22 protein-coding genes are annotated in these 23,828 nt (G+C 42.9%); 11 read left to right on the forward strand and 11 right to left on the reverse strand.

What is annotated here, in order from left to right; genetic code table 11:
• Positions 1-45: 45 nt before the first annotated feature.
• Complete coding sequence (gene glyS, locus ADP71_RS01170) at positions 46-2,109, forward strand: glycine--tRNA ligase subunit beta (RefSeq protein WP_019957532.1); 2,064 nt, start codon at positions 46-48, stop codon at positions 2,107-2,109.
• 79 nt (positions 2,110-2,188) lie between these two features.
• Here glyS and ADP71_RS01175 read toward each other — a convergent pair whose 3' ends face one another.
• Entirely contained in the window at positions 2,189-3,988 is a 1,800-nt protein-coding gene (locus ADP71_RS01175; RefSeq protein ID WP_171460824.1) for a DUF262 domain-containing protein, read from the reverse strand.
• Positions 3,989-4,212: 224 nt separating this feature from the next.
• On the opposite strand from ADP71_RS01175, the gene ADP71_RS01180 reads away from it, so the two are divergent.
• The gene (locus ADP71_RS01180) at positions 4,213-5,466 is read left to right on the forward strand and encodes an IS256 family transposase (RefSeq protein ID WP_104931213.1); all 1,254 of its coding nucleotides are present in this window, start codon (positions 4,213-4,215) and stop codon (positions 5,464-5,466) included.
• Between the two features lie 96 nt (positions 5,467-5,562).
• Here the strand turns inward: ADP71_RS01180 and ADP71_RS01185 are convergent, their stop codons facing one another.
• The 3 genes from ADP71_RS01185 to ADP71_RS01195 are packed head-to-tail and all read right to left on the reverse strand — an operon-like array spanning position 5,563 to position 7,275.
• Positions 5,563-6,435 (reverse strand): MBL fold metallo-hydrolase, encoded by an 873-nt coding sequence (locus tag ADP71_RS01185; protein ID WP_026353416.1) that lies wholly within the window; start codon positions 6,433-6,435, stop codon positions 5,563-5,565.
• Between the two features lie 7 nt (positions 6,436-6,442).
• The gene (locus ADP71_RS01190; RefSeq protein WP_019957529.1) at positions 6,443-6,859 is read right to left on the reverse strand and encodes a YeeE/YedE family protein; all 417 of its coding nucleotides are present in this window, start codon (positions 6,857-6,859) and stop codon (positions 6,443-6,445) included.
• Positions 6,856-7,275: a YeeE/YedE family protein gene (locus ADP71_RS01195; RefSeq protein WP_019957528.1), complete on the reverse strand. Its 420-nt coding sequence runs from the start codon at positions 7,273-7,275 to the stop codon at positions 6,856-6,858. The genes ADP71_RS01190 and ADP71_RS01195 overlap by 4 nt, the downstream gene beginning before the upstream one ends.
• A gap of 92 nt (positions 7,276-7,367) precedes the next feature.
• Here ADP71_RS01195 and ADP71_RS01200 point away from each other — a divergent pair, with 92 nt between their 5' ends.
• Positions 7,368-7,679, forward strand: a complete 312-nt coding sequence (locus tag ADP71_RS01200; protein WP_026353415.1) for an ArsR/SmtB family transcription factor — start codon at positions 7,368-7,370, stop codon at positions 7,677-7,679.
• Between the two features lie 25 nt (positions 7,680-7,704).
• Here ADP71_RS01200 and ADP71_RS01205 read toward each other — a convergent pair whose 3' ends face one another.
• A complete protein-coding gene (locus ADP71_RS01205; RefSeq protein ID WP_104931301.1) occupies positions 7,705-8,067 on the reverse strand; it encodes a YidH family protein in 363 nt (120 codons plus the stop codon).
• Between the two features lie 177 nt (positions 8,068-8,244).
• Here ADP71_RS01205 and ADP71_RS01210 point away from each other — a divergent pair, with 177 nt between their 5' ends.
• The 3 genes from ADP71_RS01210 (at position 8,245) to ADP71_RS01220 (ending at position 12,603) form a co-directional block, all read left to right on the forward strand.
• Entirely contained in the window at positions 8,245-9,174 is a 930-nt protein-coding gene (locus ADP71_RS01210) for a YihY/virulence factor BrkB family protein (protein WP_019957525.1), read from the forward strand.
• A gap of 164 nt (positions 9,175-9,338) precedes the next feature.
• A complete protein-coding gene (locus tag ADP71_RS01215) occupies positions 9,339-11,831 on the forward strand; it encodes an AI-2E family transporter (protein ID WP_171460825.1) in 2,493 nt (830 codons plus the stop codon).
• A 115-nt stretch (positions 11,832-11,946) separates the two neighbouring features.
• Positions 11,947-12,603 (forward strand): hypothetical protein, encoded by a 657-nt coding sequence (locus tag ADP71_RS01220; protein ID WP_019957523.1) that lies wholly within the window; start codon positions 11,947-11,949, stop codon positions 12,601-12,603.
• Between the two features lie 217 nt (positions 12,604-12,820).
• On the opposite strand, the gene ADP71_RS01225 is transcribed toward ADP71_RS01220, so the two are convergent.
• A complete protein-coding gene (locus tag ADP71_RS01225) occupies positions 12,821-14,074 on the reverse strand; it encodes an IS256 family transposase (protein ID WP_104931213.1) in 1,254 nt (417 codons plus the stop codon).
• A 202-nt stretch (positions 14,075-14,276) separates the two neighbouring features.
• Between ADP71_RS01225 and ADP71_RS01230 the strand changes: the two genes are divergently transcribed.
• A complete protein-coding gene (locus ADP71_RS01230) occupies positions 14,277-15,638 on the forward strand; it encodes an MFS transporter (RefSeq protein ID WP_040755620.1) in 1,362 nt (453 codons plus the stop codon).
• Between the two features lie 344 nt (positions 15,639-15,982).
• Entirely contained in the window at positions 15,983-16,297 is a 315-nt protein-coding gene (locus ADP71_RS01235; protein ID WP_158667041.1) for a hypothetical protein, read from the forward strand.
• 96 nt (positions 16,298-16,393) lie between these two features.
• Here ADP71_RS01235 and ADP71_RS01240 read toward each other — a convergent pair whose 3' ends face one another.
• On the reverse strand, positions 16,394-16,795 hold the full coding sequence (locus ADP71_RS01240; protein WP_019957520.1) for a hypothetical protein: 402 nt from the start codon (positions 16,793-16,795) through the stop codon (positions 16,394-16,396).
• A gap of 107 nt (positions 16,796-16,902) precedes the next feature.
• Here ADP71_RS01240 and ADP71_RS01245 point away from each other — a divergent pair, with 107 nt between their 5' ends.
• Positions 16,903-17,496 carry a thermonuclease family protein gene (locus ADP71_RS01245; RefSeq protein ID WP_171460826.1) on the forward strand — a complete coding sequence of 198 codons (594 nt, stop codon included), beginning with the start codon at positions 16,903-16,905 and terminating at the stop codon, positions 17,494-17,496.
• Positions 17,497-17,946: 450 nt separating this feature from the next.
• Positions 17,947-19,050 carry an ABC transporter substrate-binding protein gene (locus ADP71_RS01250; protein ID WP_171460827.1) on the forward strand — a complete coding sequence of 368 codons (1,104 nt, stop codon included), beginning with the start codon at positions 17,947-17,949 and terminating at the stop codon, positions 19,048-19,050.
• A gap of 70 nt (positions 19,051-19,120) precedes the next feature.
• Here ADP71_RS01250 and ADP71_RS01255 read toward each other — a convergent pair whose 3' ends face one another.
• The 3 genes from ADP71_RS01255 to ADP71_RS01265 all read right to left on the reverse strand — a co-directional run bounded on the left by ADP71_RS01255 (position 19,121) and on the right by ADP71_RS01265 (position 22,331).
• Positions 19,121-21,079 (reverse strand): oxidoreductase, encoded by a 1,959-nt coding sequence (locus ADP71_RS01255; RefSeq protein WP_019957517.1) that lies wholly within the window; start codon positions 21,077-21,079, stop codon positions 19,121-19,123.
• A gap of 101 nt (positions 21,080-21,180) precedes the next feature.
• On the reverse strand, positions 21,181-21,534 hold the full coding sequence (locus tag ADP71_RS01260) for a cupin domain-containing protein (protein WP_104931306.1): 354 nt from the start codon (positions 21,532-21,534) through the stop codon (positions 21,181-21,183).
• Positions 21,535-21,761: 227 nt separating this feature from the next.
• Positions 21,762-22,331 (reverse strand): helix-turn-helix domain-containing protein, encoded by a 570-nt coding sequence (locus ADP71_RS01265; protein WP_019957515.1) that lies wholly within the window; start codon positions 22,329-22,331, stop codon positions 21,762-21,764.
• 312 nt (positions 22,332-22,643) lie between these two features.
• Between ADP71_RS01265 and ADP71_RS01270 the strand changes: the two genes are divergently transcribed.
• Complete coding sequence (locus tag ADP71_RS01270) at positions 22,644-23,129, forward strand: DUF2798 domain-containing protein (RefSeq protein WP_158667042.1); 486 nt, start codon at positions 22,644-22,646, stop codon at positions 23,127-23,129.
• 64 nt (positions 23,130-23,193) lie between these two features.
• Here the strand turns inward: ADP71_RS01270 and ADP71_RS01275 are convergent, their stop codons facing one another.
• The gene (locus ADP71_RS01275; RefSeq protein WP_019957513.1) at positions 23,194-23,796 is read right to left on the reverse strand and encodes a hypothetical protein; all 603 of its coding nucleotides are present in this window, start codon (positions 23,794-23,796) and stop codon (positions 23,194-23,196) included.
• Positions 23,797-23,828 lie beyond the last annotated feature (32 nt).

Consider the following 23,828-nt stretch of genomic DNA (forward strand, 5'->3'; position numbering starts at 1 on the left):
TTTACAGGACGCTTGATTTCCAAGATTGCAAAAAAGGTTAGCCAAATGAGCACCGAAACCCTATTGATTGAACTTCGTACCGAAGAATTGCCGCCAAAAGCTTTGAACAACTTAGGTCAAAGCTTTGCCCAAAACATCATCGAACAATTGCAAAAAGACCAATTCATTGGTCAAGATGCCGTTTACAAAGTCTTTGCCTCACCACGTCGTTTGGGTGTGCAAATCCAAAACGTCACCGCCATTCAAGCCGATCAACAAATCGTGAAAAAAGGTCCATCTGTTGCCAATGGCATGAAAGATGGCGAACCAACCAAAGCTTTATTGGGTTTTGCCCGTGGTGCTGGCGCGGACGTGGCGGATTTAAAAGTTGTTTTCGATGGTAAACAAGACGTTTACGCCTACGAATACACCCAAGCGGGTCAAAGCTTGGAAAGCGTGATTTCAGATGTGTTGGCACAAGCGGTAAAAAAATTGCCGATTCCTAAAGTGATGCGTTGGGGCAGCTCAACTTACACTTTTGTGCGTCCTGTACACGGCTTAATCGTGATGTTGGGTGCACAAACTTTGAACGCTTCTGTGTTGGGTTTAGAAAGCCAAAACTGGACTTTGGGTCACCGCTTTTTGTCTAACGACCCTGTGACTTTCAACCATGCTGACGAATACGAAACCAAAATTGCCGAACAAGGCAAAGTGATTGCCAATTTCGCGGCGCGTCGTGCTTTGATTAATTCACATTTGGCACAAGCGGCTGACAAATTAAACGCCACCGTTGCCGCTGATGAAGCTTTGCGTGACGAAGTCACCGCATTGGTAGAATTGCCTGTGGTTTTGGAAGCAGGTTTTGAGGCGCATTTTTTGAATGTGCCACAAGAATGCTTGATTTTGACCATGCAACAAAATCAAAAATACTTCCCATTGCTCGATGCCAATGGCAAGTTGATGAACCGTTTCTTGCTCGTGTCTAACTTGAAAGCCCAAGACCCGATTCACATCGTTCAAGGCAACGAACGTGTGTTGCGTGCGCGTTTGTCTGATGCGGAATTTTTCTACCAAACCGACCGCAAAAATACTTTGGAAAGCCGTTTACCACGTTTGGATACTGTGGTTTACCACAACAAAATTGGCAGCCAAAGCGAACGCATTGGACGTTTGGTGGGCATCGCCTCTCACATCGCAAGTTTGATTGGTGCCGATGTGACCTTAAGCGAACGTGCTGCACGCTTGGCCAAAGCCGATTTGGTCACTGAAATGGTGGGCGAATTCCCGGAATTGCAAGGCACTATGGGCAAATATTATGCCCAACACGATAACGAAAACGCCATTGTTGCCCAAGCCATCGAACAACATTACCAACCACGTTTTGCAGGCGATGCTTTGCCTGACTCAGCCGAAGCCACTGCAGTCGCTTTAGCAGACAAACTCGAAGCGATTGTCGGCATTTGGGGCATTGGCTTGATTCCAACAGGCGACAAAGACCCTTACGCTTTGCGCCGTGCGGCTTTGGGCGTGGTACGCATGTTGATGCAATACAATGTCAACTTACCGAGCTTGGTACAGGCCGCTTACGACAGCTTCCCTGCAGGCATTTTGGCTGATAAAACTGTCTCTGAAGTGGTCGACTTCATGTACGCGCGTTTGGCGGTATTGTTGCAAGGCGATTACGCCCACGACGTGGTCGCAGCAGTCTTGGCACACCGCCCTGAAAGCTTGCACGACATTGGCGCACGTTTGGAAGCGGTCAGCGCATTCAAAGCCTTGCCAGAAGCGGCAGCTTTGGCAGCAGCCAACAAACGTGTGCACAATTTGCTCAAGAAAACCGATGGTGAATTGGGTGCAGTGAATGCCGATGGTTTACAAGAAGACGCGGAAAAAGCTTTGTTTGCAGCCACTGAGAACTTGCAAGCGAGCATCAACACTGCCATTGCAGCGCAAGACTTCACCGCAGCTTTAAGCCAATTGGCGACTTTGCGTGCACCTGTGGATGCGTTCTTTGATGGCGTGATGGTGATGGCAGATGATGCCGCTTTGAAACAAAACCGCTTGAATTTGCTCAATCAATTGAATTTGCAATTGAATGCCGTAGCAGACATTGCCTTGTTAAGCGAATAATCTAAGCTTGAAACCACTTTAAACCATTTAAAAAGCGTCCTGTAAGGTTTACAGGACGCTTGTTTTTAATGCGATACCATTACTGCATAAAAATAAAATCAATCAAACGCTGCGTGGCTTTGTCAGTGGCCGCTTCAATGTCTGACTTTTCCCAAACATCTTTTGGATAATGCTGTAATGCTGCTGCAATGTGGTATTGGCTGTCTTTATAACCCGATTTTTCGGACACGGTCTTTTGTTTTTTGGTTTTAAACCATTGGTTGCCAATGGATTTGTTAATGTTTTCTTCCAACAAAATTTTATTGCCCACTTGGTTCACCAACGCTTTGAACTCTTCTTTGTCCTCAATGCCTGCATCGGTCTGAATGCTGGTGATGTTATTGCCGCTAGATGGCATGATGTGTTCAATATTCACATTGTCTGCAAAATCAAATGGCAAACCTTTTTCTTTGGCATACAAATATTCATTTAAATACACCAACGCATTTTTTTCATATGCCCAAATCGCCTCTGCAACCGCTTCAGAACGCCAATTTTTTTCATTGCCTATATGCTGATTAAAGTCTTGCTCGATTGCATTAAAATCAATTTCAGCATCGACCAATCTGATGTTTTCTTTGAATAAAAAAGCTTTGTATTTCGCGCTAGAATAAGCCGTATCATCAAGCTCTAACAACACAAACAAACGCAACAAACATTCACAAATATCGGTAATAATGGCATCGGTTAATTGCGCAACATCATAACGATATACATAACTGGCCAAAAACAACTTGGCATTTTCATTGAATTTCAACAACAATTTCACCATAGGATGCGTTTTAATGGCATCCCAAGCATCGGCGATTTTCAACAAATCCGCACACAACTGCATCGGCTGATCTAATAATGCACTATTGATTTCAGTGTAATACCGTCTCAATCCCGGTGTGCTGGCATCGACCTCATTGTTTTTAGCACGCTGAATATACATAAATTGTTGCAATACCGAATTCATATCCACCATTTTTTGATGGCTTAATTCATGCACCAAATGGTTGATTTTTTCCCACTCTGTATTAAATTGAGTTTTGTCTTCAGACTTGGAATACATTTGTGCTGAAATGATGTCTGCATCTGACAACGGCATACCTGTTGAATTCAGAGAATTGAACATCGTGATGGCTTGAGCGACTTCCCAACTGCGAATTTCAATGATTTGGCATTTACCTAAAAAATTTTTAGCAAAACCATTTAATTCAGATCCATCTTTTTTCTCCAACTCTTTGTAGAAAAATTTGAAATTTCGAAAATGGTGGGTGTATTTGTTGTCTCTTTGCTTGCGCGGCAATTTGGCCACATGTTTTTCTGCATCCATAAAATCCACAGCAGCAAGAATTTTTGCCACTTCATCTTTGTAAAGTTCATTAATAGAATGATTTTCTAAAATGACAATACCTTGCATACTGCTAGGATTTTTAATCATCGCAGGGATATCTTCTGCTTCTGCTTGATACAAGATACCCATAATTTTCTTGCGATTGTCTTTTAAACCTTCTTTCAAAGGTTCCGATTCCTCATCATTAGAGATTTTGGGAATCACCTCATTCAACCGCACCAATAATGCTTTTAGTAACAATAAAAATGTCGTGGTTCTTTGCTGTCCATCAATCAAACTAAATGTTTTAGAATCTGACACATCCACAATCACCGTACCGAAAAAATAAGGATCATCGGATTCTGATGTCCGAAATGCTTCAATGTCTTGCCATAATTTATCACACTGATCCAAACCCCAAGAATATGCTCTTTGATAGTTAGGAATCACAAACTTAGCAGATTTTTCTAACTGTAAATAAGTACTGATTAATTTCAATGTTGGTTCAATGTTCTTTGCCATACCATTTCCTTACTGACATACAATATTGTGTTTTAAATTCGTTCGGCATATATACCACTGCAAAAAGACAGGTTATGTCTATCTACACGACAATATAATGCTTTGCCTCATAAATTCCAAATAAGGAGCTATAGTCATTTCTGGTGTATGACGAACAAATGAAGAAGGCGTATCCTGTTGATTGATTTCCGACCAAAGATTTCAACCAACAAAAGGAATACGCCATGACTGATTCTAACCCAAATGCATTCGTACAACCACAGCAAACATTCAATGACCCATTGACCGATTTGCTGCGTCAGGGAGCCAGGGAGTTGATTGCCAAAGCAGTTGAAACCGAATTGCAGATTTTGCTGGAGCAACACTCACCCAAGAAACTTCCCGATGGTCGCCAAGCATTGGTCAGAAATGGTTATTTGCCGGAACGAACAGTGCAGACTGGCATTGGTGATGTACAGGTGAAAGTGCCGAAGGTACGAGATCGCAGTGGTGACGGTGTGTGTTTCAACAGTCAATTGTTGCCGCCTTATTTGAAACGTACCAAAAGCATCGAAGAATTGCTGCCATGGCTGTATTTGAAAGGCATTTCCACAGGTGACCACCAACAAGCTTTGGCGGCTGTATTGGGAGAGCAGGCCAAAGGCTTGTCAGCCAATACCATCAGTCGTTTGAAGCAACATTGGACGGACGAACATCGGCAATGGAGCCAGCGGGATTTAAAGGGCAAACGCTATGTGTATTGGTGGGCCGATGGCATTTACAGCAATGTGCGATTGGACGATAGACTGTGTTTGCTGGTCATCATTGGTGTGACTGATCAAGGACATAAAGAGTTGGTGGCGGTTGAAGATGGTTATCGGGAATCTGAAGTCAGTTGGTCAGAAGTGTTGATAGGCTTGCGTTTGAGGGGTTTGGAAACCAGTCCAAAATTGGCGGTCGGCGATGGTGCGTTGGGCTTTTGGAATGCCATGGCCAAGTCTTATCCAGACACCAAACATCAGCGCTGTTGGGTGCACAAAACGGCCAATGTGTTGGCAGCCGTACCCAAATCGGTACAAGGCAAATTGCGAGAGGCTTTGAAAGAAATTTGGATGGCCGAAACCAAAGAAAGTGCAGAACAAGCCTTCAAACAAACAGTGGCTCGCTTTGGTGACAAATACCCCAAAGCCATTAACAAACTGGTGAAGGATGAAGAAGAGTTATTGGCATTCTATGACTTTCCAAATGTGCATTGGACGCACATCCGCACCACCAACCCGATTGAATCCACGTTTGCTACCGTACGATTGCGTAGTAAGCGGGCTAAAAACTGCGGTTCCAGAGAAACCACTTTGGCGATGGTGTACAAATTATTGGAAACGGCCCAAAAGCGTTGGCGCCGGATTCAAGGATTCAACTTATTGACCTTGGTGGTCAACAACGTCATCTTCAAAGATGGCAAGCAGGAAGACGAGCAATCAACAGAGAAAGCGGCCTGAATGCCATACACCAGATTTGACAATAACTCCCAAATAAGTAAAAGCGTCCTGTAAACACTTACAGGACGCTGATTGCATACACGTTGGAAATCAATATTATTTTTTAAAATAATTCAAAGGCAATTTCAAATACGACACACCATTGCTTTCCGGCTCTGGCAATTGACCGCCGTTCATGTTGATTTGAATGGCAGGCAACATCAATTTGGGCATGCTCAAAAATGCATCGCGGCTTTGGCGCAGACTGATAAAATCGGTTTTAGTGGTGTGTTGGTTAATGTGAATATTGTGTTGCTTTTGCGTGCGAATATCGGTCTGATATACATATTCACTTCGGCTTTCAGGCAAATAATCATGGCATAAAAATACCCGTGTGGTTTCAGGCAAAGCATATAATTTTTGCACTGAATCGAACAAATCGGCAGCATTGCCTTTAGGAAAATCACAACGTGCCGTACCATAATCAGGCATGAACAAAGTATCGCCTACAAACACATTATCGCCAATCACATAACTCAAACATGCAGGAGTATGTCCTGGTGTGGGAATATTGTACGCTTGCAAAGTACCGATTTGAAAAGCCTCACCATCGGCAAACAAATGATCAAAAGGCGGCATGTCTCGGTATTTTTGCACATCCAAATGGTAAATTTGACTGAACATTTCTTGCACCAACACGATGTGTGCACTCATCGCTACTTGACCACCCAGCTGCTGTTGCAAATAATGCGCAGCACTCAAATGGTCTGCGTGCACATGGGTTTCCAACAACCATGCCACGGTCAATTTTTGTTCTTGTATATAGGCAATGATGCGGTCTGCATGAGTCGTTGTCGTGGTGGCACTGGCTGTATCATAATCCAATACACTGTCGATAATGGCACACTCACGGGTATTGGCATCACTGACCACATAACTGAAGGTATTGCTTGATTCATCAAAAAAAGCTTGGACTATGGCTTGGGACACGATGTATTCACCTTTTTGAATATTGACGATGCAACCACACACCAACGGCCATCGCAACAATAAAATAACCAGCCTCATAATGACCCAAACCAATTAAGGTCAAGCTCGGTGCTGGACACATGCCTGCAATGCCCCAACCGATACCAAACAACACACTGCCTATTAGCAATGGGCGGTCAATTTGTATGGCTTGTGGCAAATCTATCGGCTCATTGAATACGGTAGTCGGTTTGGCTTGGCGCGCTGCTTTTTGAAATGGCACAAACGCCACCGCAATTGCACCCATCATCACAAAAGCCAAGCTGGCATCCCATTGTCCAAAAACATCCAAAAAGCCCAACACTTTTTCAGGATTGGCCATACCTGAAAACGACAAACCTATGGCAAAGATGCCACCGAATACAAACGCCAAAATATTTTTCATGAAATGACTCCCACCACATGGCGCATTACTGCAACCGTAGCCATGCCTGCTAACATGAATACGGCCGTTGCCACCAACGAACGCTTGGACAAACGACTAATACCACAAATGCCATGCCCACTGGTGCAGCCTGAACCCATACGCGTGCCAAAGCCCACCAACAAACCTGCTAAAATCATCATCCAAGGATTGGCATCCACCCAGATTTCAGGCTGAGAAAACCACGCATATCCAAACGGCACAATCAACAAACCCGCTAAAAACCAAATGGCAGGTGTTTTGAAAGCCGTTTGCGGATTTAAAGTTTGGGCAATCAAGCCGCTGATGCCGGCAATGCGACCGTGGACGTACAAATAGCCCACCGCCGCCAGCCCTAACAAAGCACCACCTAAAAAGGCAGCCAAAAAATCGTGCATGCTCAACACCTCAAAAATAAAATATATTTTTATATTATATAATTTTATATAATATAACAAGCATGATGTTTCAAATACCTATGGATACCCAAATGAATCCCGACACTACTCACACCCATTTCGATTTTTCGCAAGCGGAGCTTGTCAGCCAATGTTTGAAAGTTTTGTCCAATCCTGTGCGATTGAAAATCTTGTGTGTTTTGGCCAATGCTGAATTGAATGTGCAACAAATTGAAGCCATGACCGACATCCATCAACCCACGTTATCACAACAATTGACCATTTTACGCAACCATCACATGGTCACCACGCGCCGTGATGGCAAACAAATTTTTTATCAAATCCATGATGACAAAGTGCTCACACTGATGCAAACCTTGCACCAACTGTATTGCCAAGCATAATCAGTTTACAAGCGTCCTGTAAAACTTAATGTATCCAAAACGAAACCATGAGCAACAAGCCTGTTAACAAAGTAAATAAGTTTAATACCAGCGGATATTGGGTGCGATAATGTGGCAAAAATTCTGCCTCGGTTAAAGAGCGCAAACCTGCTCGGTATTGAAACAAAGAACCGACATTTACCACCATGCCAAACACAATCACCGCCACGCCCAACCAATGGTTGTAAACAATTTTGTCATGGTATTTTATAGGGTCAATTAACTGTACCAACAAGCTGGATTTTTGAATCACAAAACCAAATGCGACCAAGGCCAAAGCACTGCGATTCCAAGCCAAAGCCGTACGCTCTAATGCAAACAAAACTCTCGGATCTTCTAAATTGGACATAGCCACCTCTTAAATAATATTAAAACGTGCATTCTATGATGTCTGTTGCTGAATAGGCCATCTCAAACCTAACGCTACTTTAACCATCAAAAATCACACAAATGGATCAAATAAAAATAAACTTGTTTGACCTTGATTTTATCTATCATTCATTTGGTTTATACAAAAAGGCCACATATGCCTCCATTCATCCAATATATTCAATCATTTGTAGTGAAAAATCCCAATCAAATCGATATTTTGACTCACAAAGGCATGTGGCAAGATTTGATTTGGCGGGTCAAAAACGTGGACTTGTCTGCATTAGGGGCTCAATTGGCCTATTTTTTCTTATTGTCATTTTTTCCGCTGATGATTTTTTTCATCGGTTTGATTCCCTATTTGAATTTAAACCCATCGCATGTGTATGAATTGATGGCGGATGTGATGCCGCCTGATATTTTTAAAATGGTACAACAAATTCTAAGCCCGATTTTGACCCATCAAAACAGCAATATTTTGTCTTTGGGTGCATTAGGTACTTTATGGTCGGCTTCTAAAGGCATGAATGCTTTGATGGCTGCGCTGAACAAAGCTTACAACCTCGAGACCGCCATGACTTTCACAGACCGTTTGTGGTCGGTGATATTTACTTTGCTGTTTTTAGCACTGCTGCTGATGGCGTTGGTATTGCCAATTTTTGGTGGGGCGATTATGACATTTGTACACCAATGGATTGACGTGCCCGATGCCATACGTGGCTTGTGGGAGACTTTGCGTTTGATTATGCCTGCGTTGATGATTTTTGTGTTGTTATTGGCAATGTATTGGATTGTGCCCAAAACCAAACCGCGCTTACATGTCTCACGTGTCTTTGTAGGCACATCGGTCGCAAGCTTAGGTTGGTTGGCGTTGACTTATGGCTTTTCCACTTACATTGCCCATTTTGGCAATTATTCAGCCACTTACGGCAGCATTGGTGGTGTGATTGTGCTGATGTTATGGCTGTATTTCACTGGCATGATTTTGATTTTTGGAGGCATCATCAACGCCACTTTTCAACGCCGCCACGATGCCAAATTGCGTTTAAAAACACCGTTAACACAAACACAATCCCCGACCATTTAAGTCGTCAGCTGCGGCATGCTTAAAACTTTACAGGACGCGTAAAAGATGATTTGCCATATTCATGTTAAACGACAGCCTGAACTTTTACCGTCCGTCATTCATCTGAATTCATACTGATGAATTCAATTTAAATCTTCATGAATCAATACATAAGGATGGTTGCCATGAATCAACCCAATCCCCATCTTCCTCCAAATAAACCCACGCCCTCTGCCGAAAACCCACACGACAATACAACACCGCAACCCTCAGATACCACCTTAGAAAACCAACATTTAATGGCGCAAATAGTCTCATTATTGCCCAATTTGCGCATCTTAATTGGATTGTGTATTGCCGCTTTGGTCATCAGTGGTTTGTATTTTGGACGCTCTTTATTGATTCCCTTAGCTTTGGCAACATTTTTAGGCTTTTTATTGCATCCCATCGTCTTAAAACTCAAACATTGGGGCTTGCCACATTTGGTTTCAGTGATGACGGTGATTACAGTCTGCTTGGCTTTGCTCATCGCTGGCACCACTTATTTGGGCATGCAATTGGTGAATTTGAGCCAACAATTGCCCACTTACCAAGACACCATTCAAGAAAAAGCCCAAAACCTGAAAACCTATACCGAAGGACCAAGCGTGTGGGACGGCGCCATCAGCACATTTTCTATCATTCAACAAACCATCAGCGGCACAGCACCTAACATCAAACACGATGATGACCAAGAACCCAAAAATTCCAATGAAGCGGCCATTACCGAAGTCAAAATTGTTTCAGATGAATCCAATCCCATCAATGCAGTGGCGGTATGGATTCAAGCGGTGGCAGAACCGATTGTCACCGCAGGCATTGCGTTGTTGTTTGTGATTTTAATTTTAATCAATCGCAGCGAATTGCGTGATCGCATTTTATTGATTTTAGGTAGAAATTTGAACGTCGCCACTGACATGCTCAATGAAGCCGCACAACGCATCGGTACTTATTTGCGCATGCAATTGTTGGTCAACGCCAGCTACGGCATTCCTATGGCCATAGGTCTGTGGTTTATTGGTGTGCCTGCTGCATTTTTGTGGGGCACGATTGCCGTTGTCATGCGTTTTATTCCGTATGTCGGTCCTGTGATTTCATCCATTTTTCCATTGGCTTTGGCTTTTGCGGTAGACCCTAGTTGGGACATGGTTTTGTGGACTATTGGTTTGATTGTGGTATTGGAATTGATCAGCAACAATGTCATCGAGCCGTGGCTGTATGGCAGCAGTACGGGTTTGTCCACCTTATCCATCATTTTAGCCGCCACATTTTGGACCGCTATTTGGGGACCTGTGGGCTTGATTTTGTCCACCCCGATGACGGCTTGTTTGTTGGTGTTGTCTCGCTCCATTCCATCTTTGCGTTTTATTGAGGTTATTATTGGCAGCGATCCTGTTTTAGAAACCTCACAACGCTTTTACCAAAGATTGTTAGCACAAAATATTGCCGAAGCGGTAGAGCTGGCCGAAAATTACATCGAAGCCGACTTACCGCACAAAGCCGATACACCACTGCTGGCACGCAAAGTCATTGGTTTTTACGATGATGTTGCCATTGAAGCTTTGCGCTTGTTTTCCTCTTCACACGATGATATCGCCACCGCGCGCCACCGCTTGCGTATGAATTTAGGCATCGCTGAATTCAACCAACATATGTACAAAGATTATCCAGTTAACGACATTGCCTCCGTATGTGATTTGAATATTGTGTGTTTGGGCGCACGCTGGTATGTCGATGTGCAAGCGGCGGCAATGGTGACCCATGCATTGCAATTGAGCGGCTTTCAAGCACAAACTCACAACAATGCTTTTTTGCAAAACCAAAATGGTTTGGAGCAAATTGATTGGGAAAATATGGATGTATTGTGTTTGTCTATTTTCAATGCCGAACCCATGGCACAAATTCGCCTGATTGCCCGCCATTTACGCGCATATGAGCATTTGCATATTATTGTCATTGCATGGAATGGCGATATTCAAACCTTGAACGTCGCCATGCAAGAGCGATTTGAATTGACCGCAATTGTGGACAGCATACACAGTTTAAACTTGCACTTACCTTTATTGCCTAGCCATCATTCCACCACCATTAACCCGACTTTATTGCCCGACAACGAAGCGGAACGTTTACAAGCTTTGGTGCAATGCGATGTCTTCAATGCCGCTTATTTGCCTATTTATCAACATATTATTAAACAAACCTTGCACAGCCTCAATGTGGATTATGCACAAATTGCTTGGGTAGACGAGCATTGGGTACACACCCCTGCCAATACTTTGTTATCAAACACACAAGACACTGGCATTGCACGCGAACAATCCATCGCCACCTATATCGTGTATGAAAATGAAGATTTGATTTTGGAAGACATTCAAAACGATCCTCGTTTTGACAAACATTCTGAATTGGCAGGTCATAAAATCCGTTTTTATGCAGGTGTGCCACTGCGCAATAAAAAAGGTTTGATTTTGGGATGTTTGTCCATTATGAACCATCAAAGTCGCAGCTTGAACGAGCAAGATTTGGAAGTTTTGCACAGTATTGCTGATTATTTGATGCAATTGCTGCGAGAACCCAATCAAATGAATGCTTTAATTGCCGAATTACAAGAAACGGCATCAATCGACTCTACCCATTAATCCAAGCGTCCTGTAAATCTTTACAGGACGCTTTTTACATTCATTTAGAATAAAGCCATTGCCAAACAATCTCTTACTGTTTTAATCTTGCAAGCATATTGAGATTAGGAGAAAAATGTTGAAAACAATACACAAAATCATCGCTATCAGTATGGTTTTAGGCACGGCTCAATGGGCACAAGCACAGGTTTTAGGCGAAGCGCGCGGGGATTTGGATGGTGATGGGCAAGCAGAAATCGTGGTGGTGACCGATACAGGACGCCCAAGCAACAATGATTTAGGCAGCATACGCAAATTGGAAGTATTCAAAATCCAAAATGGTAAACGCAGCTTGTGGCAACAAAGCCAACAAGTGATTTTGCCTTCCCAAGCAGGTGGTATGATGGGCGATCCGTTTCAAGAAATCAGCATCAAAAACGGCTCTTTGTTTGTCAACCACGCCGGTGGCAGCTCATGGAAATGGGACACACGCGACCAATATCGCTATCAAAATGGTCAATTTGAATTAATCGGCTACCAATCTTCCAGTGGGCGTATTTGTGATTCTTGGACAAAAATTGATGTCAATTTTCAAACAGGTAAAATGATTTACAAGCAAGAAGCCGATGGCAATGTCGATGCATGCGATGACAATATTGCAAAAATAAAACCCATCAACGAAACCTTTGTGAATAAAAACGTTAAATTAAACTTCAAAAATCGCCATGCCCAAGAAGTGTATGTCATTGCACCAAAATCTAAAGAAAAAATCTATTTTTCTTCAGGCAATTAGAAAACAATTTATACATGACGCCCATTGATGCATCTGCCACATTAATGGGTATTTTTATACTCAAAATATGACTATTTCATGTCAAAATCAACCAAAAATAAACGAATACATTAATTCAGCTATGCATTTAAAACATATCAATTAGATAAGTTTTTTGCTATTTCCTAGACAAAATTGCGCCTAATATGGAGTTATTGTCAAATCTGGTGTATGGCATTCAGGCCGCTTTCTCTGTTGATTGCTCGTCTTCCTGCTTGCCATCTTTGAAGATGACGTTGTTGACCACCAAGGTCAATAAGTTGAATCCTTGAATCCGGCGCCAACGCTTTTGGGCCGTTTCCAATAATTTGTACACCATCGCCAAAGTGGTTTCTCTGGAACCGCAGTTTTTAGCCCGCTTACTACGCAATCGTACGGTAGCAAACGTGGATTCAATCGGGTTGGTGGTGCGGATGTGCGTCCAATGCACATTTGGAAAGTCATAGAATGCCAATAACTCTTCTTCATCCTTCACCAGTTTGTTAATGGCTTTGGGGTATTTGTCACCAAAGCGAGCCACTGTTTGTTTGAAGGCTTGTTCTGCACTTTCTTTGGTTTCGGCCATCCAAATTTCTTTCAAAGCCTCTCGCAATTTGCCTTGTACCGATTTGGGTACGGCTGCCAACACATTGGCCGTTTTGTGCACCCAACAGCGCTGATGTTTGGTGTCTGGATAAGACTTGGCCATGGCATTCCAAAAGCCCAACGCACCATCGCCGACCGCCAATTTTGGACTGGTTTCCAAACCCCTCAAACGCAAGCCTATCAACACTTCTGACCAACTGACTTCAGATTCCCGATAACCATCTTCAACCGCCACCAACTCTTTATGTCCTTGATCAGTCACACCAATGATGACCAGCAAACACAGTCTATCGTCCAATCGCACATTGCTGTAAATGCCATCGGCCCACCAATACACATAGCGTTTGCCCTTTAAATCCCGCTGGCTCCATTGCCGATGTTCGTCCGTCCAATGTTGCTTCAAACGACTGATGGTATTGGCTGACAAGCCTTTGGCCTGCTCTCCCAATACAGCCGCCAAAGCTTGTTGGTGGTCACCTGTGGAAATGCCTTTCAAATACAGCCATGGCAGCAATTCTTCGATGCTTTTGGTACGTTTCAAATAAGGCGGCAACAATTGACTGTTGAAACACACACCGTCACCACTGCGATCTCGTACCTTCGGCACTTTCACCTGTACATCACCAATGCCAGTCTGCACTGTTCGTTCCGGCAAATAACCATTTCTGACCAATGCTTGGCGACCATCGGGAAGTTTCTTGGGTGAGTGTTGCTCCAGCAAAATCTGCAATTCGGTTTCAACTGCTTTGGCAATCAACTCCCTGGCTCCCTGACGCAGCAAATCGGTCAATGGGTCATTGAATGTTTGCTGTGGTTGTACGAATGCATTTGGGTTAGAATCAGTCATGGCGTATTCCTTTTGTTGGTTGAAATCTTTGGTCGGAAATCAATCAACAGGATACGCCTTCTTCATTTGTTCGTCATACACCAGAAATGACTATAGCTCCCTAATATGCATCTTCGCCTCGTATAACTAAGCATATTAAATATGCATTTTAAACATAATAAACGCGAGGCTTCTCAAACAACTAGTCAGAAGAGAAGACCAAATGAAGATTAACGTGCAGGAATTTTTCAATCAGCATAAGCTGTCATCCTTTCAGTGGATGATTTTCGTATTCACATTTTTAGTGGCATTTTTTGATGGCTTGGATACCGCTGCCATCGGTTACATTGCACCAAGCTTGCTCGCAGAATGGGGCATGGAGAAAAAAGAATTGGCTCCTGTGATGAGTGCTGCCTTGTTTGGCTTGGCATTCGGTGCAGTGGCATTCGGTCCTTTGGCTGACAAAGTCGGTCGCAAATTGATGTTGGTCGTATCGGTATTCATTTTTTCTGCATTCAGCATTGCCTCTGCTTTTGCTACCAACTTGACTCAATTAGAAATTTTACGCTTCATCACAGGCGTGGGCTTGGGTGCAGCGATGCCTAATGCTGTGACCATTTTGTCTGAATTTTGTCCTGAGAAAAAACGCTCATTCTTGGTGAACACCATGTATTGTGGTTTTCCTTTGGGTGCGGCAGCAGGCGGTTTTGTTTCAGCGTGGTTGATTCCTAATTTTGGTTGGCAGTCTGTATTGATTGTGGGTGGCTCGATTCCATTGATCATGAGCATCATCATGTTGTTTATGATTCCTGAATCTGTAAACTACATGGTTTTGAACAAACACCCGTTGGATAAAATCAAACGCACTTTGGCCAAAATCGACCCTTCTGCTAACCAAGCAACCGAATTCGTCTTGACTGAAAAAGCACCTGTGACAACCAATCAACAAAGTGGTATGTCAGTAGTATTGTCTAAACACTACATCGTGGGTTCGGTGATGTTGTGGGCATCTTACTTCTTGGGCTTGATGGTGTTTTATGCCATCATCAACTGGATGCCAACTTTGATTGCCGAAGCCAAAGGTGCAGGTATGGATCCTAAATTAGGTCCTGTGATTTCTGGTTTGTTTGCTTTGGGTGGTTTGGGCGCGATTGCCAATGGTTGGTTGATGGACCGCTTTAACGGTAACTTGTTGATTGCTTTGTTCAGCATTTTAACTGCTGTGTTTGTAGGCATCATTGGTGTGTCTTTGAGCTGGGGCGTATCGGCATTCATTGCTGTGGTGATTTTGGCAGGTATTTTCCAAAACACAGCCCAATCGTCTTTGCCTTCTTTGGCAGCCAACTTCTACCCAACTGCTGGTCGTACTACTGGCGTGTCTTGGATGACTGGCATTGGTCGCTTCGGTGCGATTGCAGGCTCATTCTTGATGGCTGAAATGGTAGCGCGCGAAATGACTTTGGAAAACATGTTCTACGTTTTGGCAATCCCTTCTGTCATCATGATGGTGTGCTTGTTGGTGAAAAATGCTGTGTATCCAGAGAAAAAATCTGCTAGCAATGCCAATCAAGTAGTGGGTCATTAATTGACTTAAGCAGTCACAATATACAGCGTCCTGTAAAGCTTACAGGACGCTTTTTTTATGTGAAATAGCCGTGTCATTCTCTCAATATATACATCATTGGCATATTCATTCATCTTCGCTAACTGACTATCAATAAGCAAAAAAACACCTGACATGGGTCAACAAATTTCGAGGCCATGACTCTATGTCATATGCCTGTTCACCATCATTGATTAAGACCATGCCATGAACACACCCACCACCTTTTCATCGCTGTCGCCTTCAATCTTTGCCTTTTTTCCGCGCATGCCACCCATCTTAAAAAATCAATGCCGCCTATTCCCAGCAGCTTTCAAGGCGATTGGATGAATGTTGCCAATGAAACACGCCGTTTGAAATTATGCCGTCAATTGGCAGAAAACGCTCATATGCCCATTCCCAAAATTTACGCCCTCACCTTCACAGAGCAAACGGTTGAGCATCGCTATATTGCAAACGGTCAACCGATTTTTGTGAATGAATTCAAGCTGCGTTACAGCATTTTTAACGCCAACCACACTATTGGTAAAAGCGAGCAAGAATACCAAAAATGGGGGACAGAGACCGAATTTCCTGTGCGCTTTAATCTGCCTTTTGCTTACACCATTGACAACCATGTCATACACACCTCATTTGCCTAGCAAACGTTTTTATCCTTGTCCCAAAGATTCACCTTATTAATTCCAATAAAAAAGCGGTCTGTAAAGTTTACAGGCTGCTTGATGCATACATATTAACTAATCCGCAGACATCACAATTTCCACTTGTACATTGCCACCTTTAGGTTGCAATAAAACGGTGGTTTCACCGCCTTGATAACCCAAATCCATAACCCAAGCACCATTTTTCAATGAATATGCCGCCTTCACCAAACCCTCATCGTTGTTCTCAGGCAATTCATCGCTCACAGCTTGTTGTGGAAATTGTTCACGCAATAAATCGCCACCATCCAACACGCTGCGCACATGTTGATAAACTTGGCTCAAATTTTGGCTTTCATACACACAAACCATTTTGTCTGCACCCGCACCCAAACTCACAGATTTACACGATTTCGGTGGTGCTGCCCAAGCCAAAGAACTGCCTAAAACCATACTTACTGCTGCCAAAGTCAAACTTTGCCATGTTTTTACTGTCATCGGTTTTCCTTATTTTTTTGTCATAGTACACATTGTAAACAAATCTCATATTAAGGCAAAAAAGCTTTGGCAATGCGTGTATCTATTTTACAATGACTCTCTTTTTAATGTGCAACAGCACGAATGTGGATGTGGTTTTGAAAGCTTGGTTATTAGAATATTGGCAATGGCTGGTCGTTGCAGTGTTAATGTTGTTGCTGATTGTCGTTGTAGTCTACACCTTAAAACAAATACACCGCTTATGGATGATTTGGACTGAACCGTTTAAAAAAGGCCACACTTACCGTTGTAAAATCATCCGTGTCACCGATGGCGATACTGTGGTTTGCCAAAAACGCTTTTTCAGTCGCCAACAAACCACTGTGCGCCTAGCCTATATCGATGCCCCCGAAAGCAAGCAAGTTTACGGCAGTGAATCCACACATGCTTTACAACGCATGGTCTTGAACAAAAACGTCCAAATTTTGATTACCACCGTCGATGGTTATGGTCGCCATGTCGGCGATTTGTACCGCAATGGCAAAAACATCAACGAAACCATGATTACCCAAGGCCATGCGTGGGCTTATCCGACTTATGGTAAAAACAAAGCCCACAAAGAACATTTATTGTCTTTGCAAGCCAAAGCGAAAACCAAGAAAATCGGCTTGTGGAAAAACCGCAAAGTGGAAAATCCCAGCGATTTTCGCAAACGCAAATAACCGCAAATCAACCTATATACTTCTGCTGATGTCGGCAAACGCCCACATGATTTTAATAAAGCGATGGATTGATGAAGGTGATTTTGACATCTTATCGCCTTCTGTATCTTCATACATTTAATCACATCTTAAGAAGCGTCCTGTAAAGATTTACAGGACGCTTCTTCAATAATCCATATAAAACATTCAAATATTCATTAATATTTCAAACATTTAAAAACCATTTTCAATCGAATTTACAACGGCTTAAATTTTATTAAAAGTAAAAAATAATATTGATTTTTTACTTTTAACTAATTATTCTGAATATGAATTTTAAACCATGCTCATGCAATAATTCGCCAAAAGCATGGAATAAAAATCATCTTGATAAAGGCTTTCCCCATTCACATACCACTTATGTTTTTTTACACTTTATAAAAATAAAAAACGTCTCTACAAAGGAAGTTTATGAAATTTGCATCAATCGCCTTATGCCTCAGCAGTTTGTTCGCAGTTGCGGCATGTGGTCAAAGCAATCAAACCACCAGCAATGCGGCAACAGATACTCAAGCAAGTTCTAATACCCATTCCAACCAACGCAGCTTCACCATTGCCGCCACTGGTGGCAATTATCAAGATGCCATACGAACCTTATATTTCAAGCCTTTTTCAGAGAAAATCAAACAACCTGTTTTAGACGAGGTGTTTGATGGTGGCTTTGGCATCATTCAAGCCAAAGTACAAGGCGGCAACGCCAATTGGGATGTGGTACAAATGGAAGCCCAAGACTTGATTCGAGCTTGCGACGATGGCTTGTTAGAGCCTTTGGATTGGGCAAAATTGGGCGGCAAAGAAAGCTTTATCGACAGTGCCACTTTCAGCGAATGCGGCATCGGCTCAATCATGTGGTCAACAGCGATTGTTTACGACGGTAATAAATTGCAAGACGGTCCGAAATCATGGGCAGATTTTTGGGATTTGAAACAATTTCCAGGCAAACGCTCTTTGCGCAAAACGCCTGAATACGCTTTAGAAGCTGCCTTATTGGCAGATGGCGTACAGACCGATCAAGTGTATCCATTGTTGGAAACCGAAGAAGGCATCAACCGAGCTTTCAAAAAGTTGGATGAAATCAAGTCGCAAGTATTGTGGTGGGATAGTGGCGCACAACCATTGCAATTTTTGGCTTCAGGTGAAGTGAGCATGGCAGCGGCTTTCAATGGTCGCGTCACGGGTATGAACCGTACCGAAGGCACCAATTTTAAAATTGTATGGAATGAAAGCTTGTATGGCATAGACAGCTGGACCATCTTAAAAGGCTCGCCTTATAAAGATGTGGGCATGGATTTTATCGCTTATGCAACCTCAGCAGACATTCAATCTAAACTACCTGAAACCCAAGCATATGGCATTACCAATAAAGCGGCTATCAGCAAAGTGTCTCCTCAATTGGCAGCGGATTTGCCCTCTACGCCTGCCAATATGCAAGGTGCGTTTGCTTGGAATGCCACGTATTGGGTCGATCGTTCAGAGGAGTTGACAGCTCGTTTTAATGCTTGGTTAGCCAATTAGTCATACTTTGGTTTTTATCCAATAAAAAAGCGTCCTGTAAACATTTACAGGACGCTTTAAAACATGCCAATCAAATCATGGCAGCATATTTCAAACCTTCATAAATCGCTTCTTCGGCTGTGCGTGGCGTATTGCAATCACCCAAACGGTATAATGGTATGCCCATGTCTTCCAACACCTCACCCAATTCATCTTTAGCCACATGCCCATCACACGTGATGATGCTATCAATACCTTCTAATTCAATGGCTTCAGCACTGGTATTGTGTTGCAAATAGACGGTGCCTGCATCAAAACCATACAAGCGGCTGTTGTGTAACAAACGAATGCCCAAGCGGTGTGCCGTCGCGCTCAAATCGTCACGCACATACAAAGGCAAAGTCTCGCCCAAACACAAACCATTGATAGCAACCGTGACATCAAAACCTTGTTTGACCAATGATTCTGCAATCCCGGGGGCAATCCAATCGCAACGCCAATCGGTAATCAACACCGATTTGCCTTTTAAACTTGCGCCTTGCAAATATTGCCATGCATTCAAACGCTGTACGCTGTCGTCTTGTGCCTCCAAAGCCCGCTCATACGGCACCGCTCCCGTTGCCAATAACACCTCATCAGGTTGCTGCGCTTGAATCAAAGCCGCATCTACGGGCGTATTCAAATGGATGCTGACGTCTTGATGTGACAAAGCCTGTTTCAAATTGGTAATCAAACCACCAAATTCACTGCGCCGCGACAAGTTTTGTGCCAACAACGCTTGTCCGCCCAATTGCGATGCTTGTTCATACAAACTGACTTGATGACCTCGTTGTGCCGCAATCAAAGCCGCTTTCATGCCCGCAGGTCCGCCACCAATAACCATGACTTTTTTGGTTTGCTGCGCCTGCGCCAATTGTCCATATTGTTGCTCACGCCCTGTTTGCGGATGTTGGATGCAAGAAATTGGTTGGCCTTTGTGAAAGTGACCAATACAAGCTTGATTGCAACCGATACAAGCACGAATGTCATCGAATTGGTTGTCAGCTGCTTTTTGTGGCATTTTCGGGTCACAAATCAATGCACGAGTCATACCACACATATCAGCTTGGCCTTTTTCAATGATGACATTGGCGTCTTGTGGCTGATTGATGCGACCTGCAATCAACACAGGAATATTCAAATGATCTTTGAAAATTTTGGTTTGTTCCGCCACATAGCCTGCTTTGAATGCCATCGGTGGCGCAATGTGCATCGCACCGCCTAAGCTTGCCGATGTACCCAAAGTCAAGTTCACATAATCCAAATGAGGCTCTAAAGCTTGGGTGATTTGCAAAACCTCATCTGCCGCCAAACCACTGGCATCTTGTTCATCAGCAGAAATGCGCATTCCAATGATGAAATCATCCGAAGTGGCTTCCCGAATCGCTTGCAAAATGTCCACGCTGAAACGCAAACGGTTTTCCAATGAACCGCCATATTGGTCTTCACGCAAATTCACTTGTGTGTTCATAAATTGTGCTGGCAAATAACCATGACTGGCAACAAACTCCACACCATCCATGCCCGCTTCATGCATATAACGAGCGGCCTGTACATAACCTGCTGATATTTCATCTATCATTTTTTGATTCAAAGGCTTGGGCATCACATGAAAACGCTCGTTGGGCACAGCAGAAGCAGAGTATGCTACTGCCAACAAACCTTCGCCCGCCTCCATAATTTCACGTCCCGGATGGAAAATCTGCCCCACCACCGCACAATCTTGTTCATGACACATCTGCGCCATTTTACGATAGCCTTCAACACAGCCGTCATCGGTTGCCATCAACAAATGCGTGGTATAACGCGCACTTTCGTGAACGCCCGACACTTGCAACACAATCATACCCACGCCACCATCAATACGAGCTTGATGGTAAGCGAGCAAACGCTCATTAATCGTGCCATCGGTTGGCATCGTGGTGTCGTGACCGGTTGAAAAAATACGATTTTTGATGCTCAAATGGCGAATTTTTAGCGGCTCAAACAAATGCGTTAAAGATGATGACATGTTCCAATTCTCTCTATTTTTGTAGATTTTTTATCAATTTTTACATCCAAAACCAACCTATCAAGCAAGGCCATGCTTGCTTGATGTTTCTCATCACAATTTTATTGGGCGCTGTCTTTGAAAATCACATACGTTTTACAAACAGGCTCATCCACTTCCCATACGCCATGCGTATTAGCAGAAAAATACATGCTGTCCCCTGCTTTAAACTCAATCGTCTCTCCACCAACAGGTGTAAAGCGGCCTGCACCTTTTAAGAAATAACTGTATTCAGCTTGCATGATTTCACGCTCAAAACTGCCCACCGTACATTCCCAAAAACCAATGTCTGCTTGTGGCACTTCTTCGTTCAAAGCCAAACGTGCTTGTGCAATTGGCACACCCACTGGCTTACCTAAAGGTTTTGCTTCACCAAATTGCGCATCGCCTTCTAATTTAAAATGTATCGGTTGCATTGTTTTTCCTTTGTGACTGAATCGATTAATCTGTTTTGAGACCATTGTACAACGCCATGACTTCATGCATGTTTCATACCTGTCATCGCAGATTAATCAGATAAAAGTAAAAAATCAATATATTTTTTTACTTTTATAAAAATTTATATCCGTTTTTCAATGCAACCTACCATAAAAAAAACAGCCGTCTTCATCGATAAGACAGCTGCTTTAAAATAATGTATTTATTAATAAGTGGGTGGTGTAATCACCCATAAAATTTTAGCAAGCTCTTTGCCTGTATTGCCATAGCGATGTGGCTGCGTACTTAAAAAGCTAAATGAATCGCCTTCTTTCAATTGAAAATGCCGCTCTCCTACCCAAATCTCAAACTCCCCTTGCATGACCAAACCAGCCTCTTCGCCTTCATGCGCATATTGTTTGTCTGAAAAAGTATTAGGTGGAAAGTGGGAAACCAACATTTCCAATTGTCGATTTTCAGCGAATGCCATAAATTCATCCACAATTCCATTTTCATACTCAACCCGAGTACGACAGTCCGCACGCACCACATAACCTTTGTCAGCAGCATTGACAATTTGTGCAGAGGATGCAAAAAACCACTGCACCGTCACACCCAATTGTTGGGCGATATTGATTAAGGCATTAATTGAAGGTTGCGCCAAACCACGCTCTAACTGACTGATATAGCCAATCGACAAATCACACATTTGAGCCAAATTTGCCAAAGTAATTTTTTTACTTTTTCGCAAAGACCTGATTCTAAATCCTAAAAATTGGTTTTCAGCAACGCCCATGGCTCTCTAACTATGATAACTAAATAAAATATTGGCGTTTATTGTATCTAAATGTTTTGTTGAAAACCACTTAAACACCAAAATACACACAGCATCATAAAATAATTTAGACTTGATATACAACCATCAACGCTCTTGGCTAATGAGTACCAAATCACAAATATCCAAATCATTTCAACGTTTATAAATGCCCGCATTGCTCACAGTTTTAAGACTTTCAATGATGTATAAATCAATCCTGCTCATAAAAAATCCCAACTTACCTCGCATAAAAAATACTGCGTAAAATCGATGGCTTTGTTAGGACAATCCATGCAATTAGATCCTCGTTTGCCACATACACCACGCGAAGGGGCAATTTATGGCGCTATCATTTGTTTTCTAACCAGTTTGTTCATGACGGTTCTCAACGTCTATTGGATAATGGGAGGCTTGCATCAACAAGCTTTATTGGCCATATTCAAATGGTGGCCACTGATGTTTGTCATTGCCATGGTCATTGAACCTATGTTGATTGGTCGCTTAGCAGAAAAAGCCATGCACAAACTCAGCCCTCCCACAGACAGCGGTAATGCAAAAATCATGTTTCGCTTGATTTTCACTGTGTTTGGCATGTCGTTAGCCATGACCAGCATCGGCATTATGTTAAGCAAAGGTTTACATGCAAACTTTGCAGTGACACTGTGGCATCAATGGCCACGCAATTTTTTCATCGTTTTATTGGCAGAAGCCTTGGTCATTCAACCGATTGCCCGCACAGCCATGCTCAAACTACACCAAAAAACAATAGCTGTTTAAACCATCAAAGCGGCCTGTATCTGGCAGGACGCTTTGATTGACATCATCCATCATCTGGCTTCACTCAATTGAATTTTGGCAATAAATTGTCTGTAAAATATTTAAAGTTATTTATACCTGCCTTATGGTCACTGGCAGACTTACCCAACGTCACCATATATTGATGGTCATTGGCGAAACGGGCTTTAATATGCTTGTTGTTTTCAAACAGTTCAATACCAAACTTGCCCAATGCCTCCATGACTTGTGGCGTAGGTCCTTTATAACCGACCAATACCGCTCTTAAATCTTGTAAATCTTGTTCTACTTGTTGCAAAACTTCCATATTCTGCTGTTTTAAATCATCCACCAATTGTGTGTATCGCTTGTGATGCCCATATAATCGGTGGGTTTTCAAAGCTTCAATGATGAAATAACGGATTTCTCCATCATAATATTCACTGACTGCATTCATTTTCAAATACACACCACTTTGTTGCTGCGCTGCCGTTTTGTTTTTTGCCGCCTTAGCCTTACGCAAGTTATTCTCTGTGACTTCTAATTTTTGATTTAACGCATGTATTTCTTGGTTTTTCTGTCGCAATTGCGCTTGTAAATCATCGCGCTCTGCTTCGATTGCTTGCAACATTTCCAAAGCAATATCGTCTTCACTTTCTACATCAAACATATCAACCCCCCTATCGTTAAAGCGTCCTGTAA

This window comes from Vitreoscilla sp. C1 (assembly GCF_002951955.2).
GTDB classification, from domain to species: domain Bacteria; phylum Pseudomonadota; class Gammaproteobacteria; order Burkholderiales; family Neisseriaceae; genus Vitreoscilla; species Vitreoscilla stercoraria.

Coding starts and splice junctions, on each gene's coding strand:
- ADP71_RS01200 (WP_026353415.1), top strand. CDS start 7,368: ATGAATCCCGACACTACTCACACCCATTTCGATTTTTCGCAAGCGGAG.
- ADP71_RS01250 (WP_171460827.1), top strand. CDS start 17,947: ATGAAATTTGCATCAATCGCCTTATGCCTCAGCAGTTTGTTCGCAGTT.
- ADP71_RS01265 (WP_019957515.1), bottom strand. CDS start 22,331: ATGGGCGTTGCTGAAAACCAATTTTTAGGATTTAGAATCAGGTCTTTG.
- ADP71_RS01220 (WP_019957523.1), top strand. CDS start 11,947: ATGTTGAAAACAATACACAAAATCATCGCTATCAGTATGGTTTTAGGC.
- ADP71_RS01190 (WP_019957529.1), bottom strand. CDS start 6,859: ATGAAAAATATTTTGGCGTTTGTATTCGGTGGCATCTTTGCCATAGGT.
- ADP71_RS01245 (WP_171460826.1), top strand. CDS start 16,903: ATGTGCAACAGCACGAATGTGGATGTGGTTTTGAAAGCTTGGTTATTA.
- ADP71_RS01270 (WP_158667042.1), top strand. CDS start 22,644: ATGCAATTAGATCCTCGTTTGCCACATACACCACGCGAAGGGGCAATT.
- ADP71_RS01235 (WP_158667041.1), top strand. CDS start 15,983: ATGAATGTTGCCAATGAAACACGCCGTTTGAAATTATGCCGTCAATTG.
- ADP71_RS01240 (WP_019957520.1), bottom strand. CDS start 16,795: ATGACAGTAAAAACATGGCAAAGTTTGACTTTGGCAGCAGTAAGTATG.
- ADP71_RS01195 (WP_019957528.1), bottom strand. CDS start 7,275: ATGCACGATTTTTTGGCTGCCTTTTTAGGTGGTGCTTTGTTAGGGCTG.
- ADP71_RS01215 (WP_171460825.1), top strand. CDS start 9,339: ATGAATCAACCCAATCCCCATCTTCCTCCAAATAAACCCACGCCCTCT.
- ADP71_RS01230 (WP_040755620.1), top strand. CDS start 14,277: ATGAAGATTAACGTGCAGGAATTTTTCAATCAGCATAAGCTGTCATCC.
- ADP71_RS01175 (WP_171460824.1), bottom strand. CDS start 3,988: ATGGCAAAGAACATTGAACCAACATTGAAATTAATCAGTACTTATTTA.
- ADP71_RS01275 (WP_019957513.1), bottom strand. CDS start 23,796: ATGTTTGATGTAGAAAGTGAAGACGATATTGCTTTGGAAATGTTGCAA.
- glyS (WP_019957532.1), top strand. CDS start 46: ATGAGCACCGAAACCCTATTGATTGAACTTCGTACCGAAGAATTGCCG.
- ADP71_RS01260 (WP_104931306.1), bottom strand. CDS start 21,534: ATGCAACCGATACATTTTAAATTAGAAGGCGATGCGCAATTTGGTGAA.
- ADP71_RS01210 (WP_019957525.1), top strand. CDS start 8,245: ATGCCTCCATTCATCCAATATATTCAATCATTTGTAGTGAAAAATCCC.
- ADP71_RS01255 (WP_019957517.1), bottom strand. CDS start 21,079: ATGTCATCATCTTTAACGCATTTGTTTGAGCCGCTAAAAATTCGCCAT.
- ADP71_RS01180 (WP_104931213.1), top strand. CDS start 4,213: ATGACTGATTCTAACCCAAATGCATTCGTACAACCACAGCAAACATTC.
- ADP71_RS01225 (WP_104931213.1), bottom strand. CDS start 14,074: ATGACTGATTCTAACCCAAATGCATTCGTACAACCACAGCAAACATTC.
- ADP71_RS01205 (WP_104931301.1), bottom strand. CDS start 8,067: ATGTCCAATTTAGAAGATCCGAGAGTTTTGTTTGCATTAGAGCGTACG.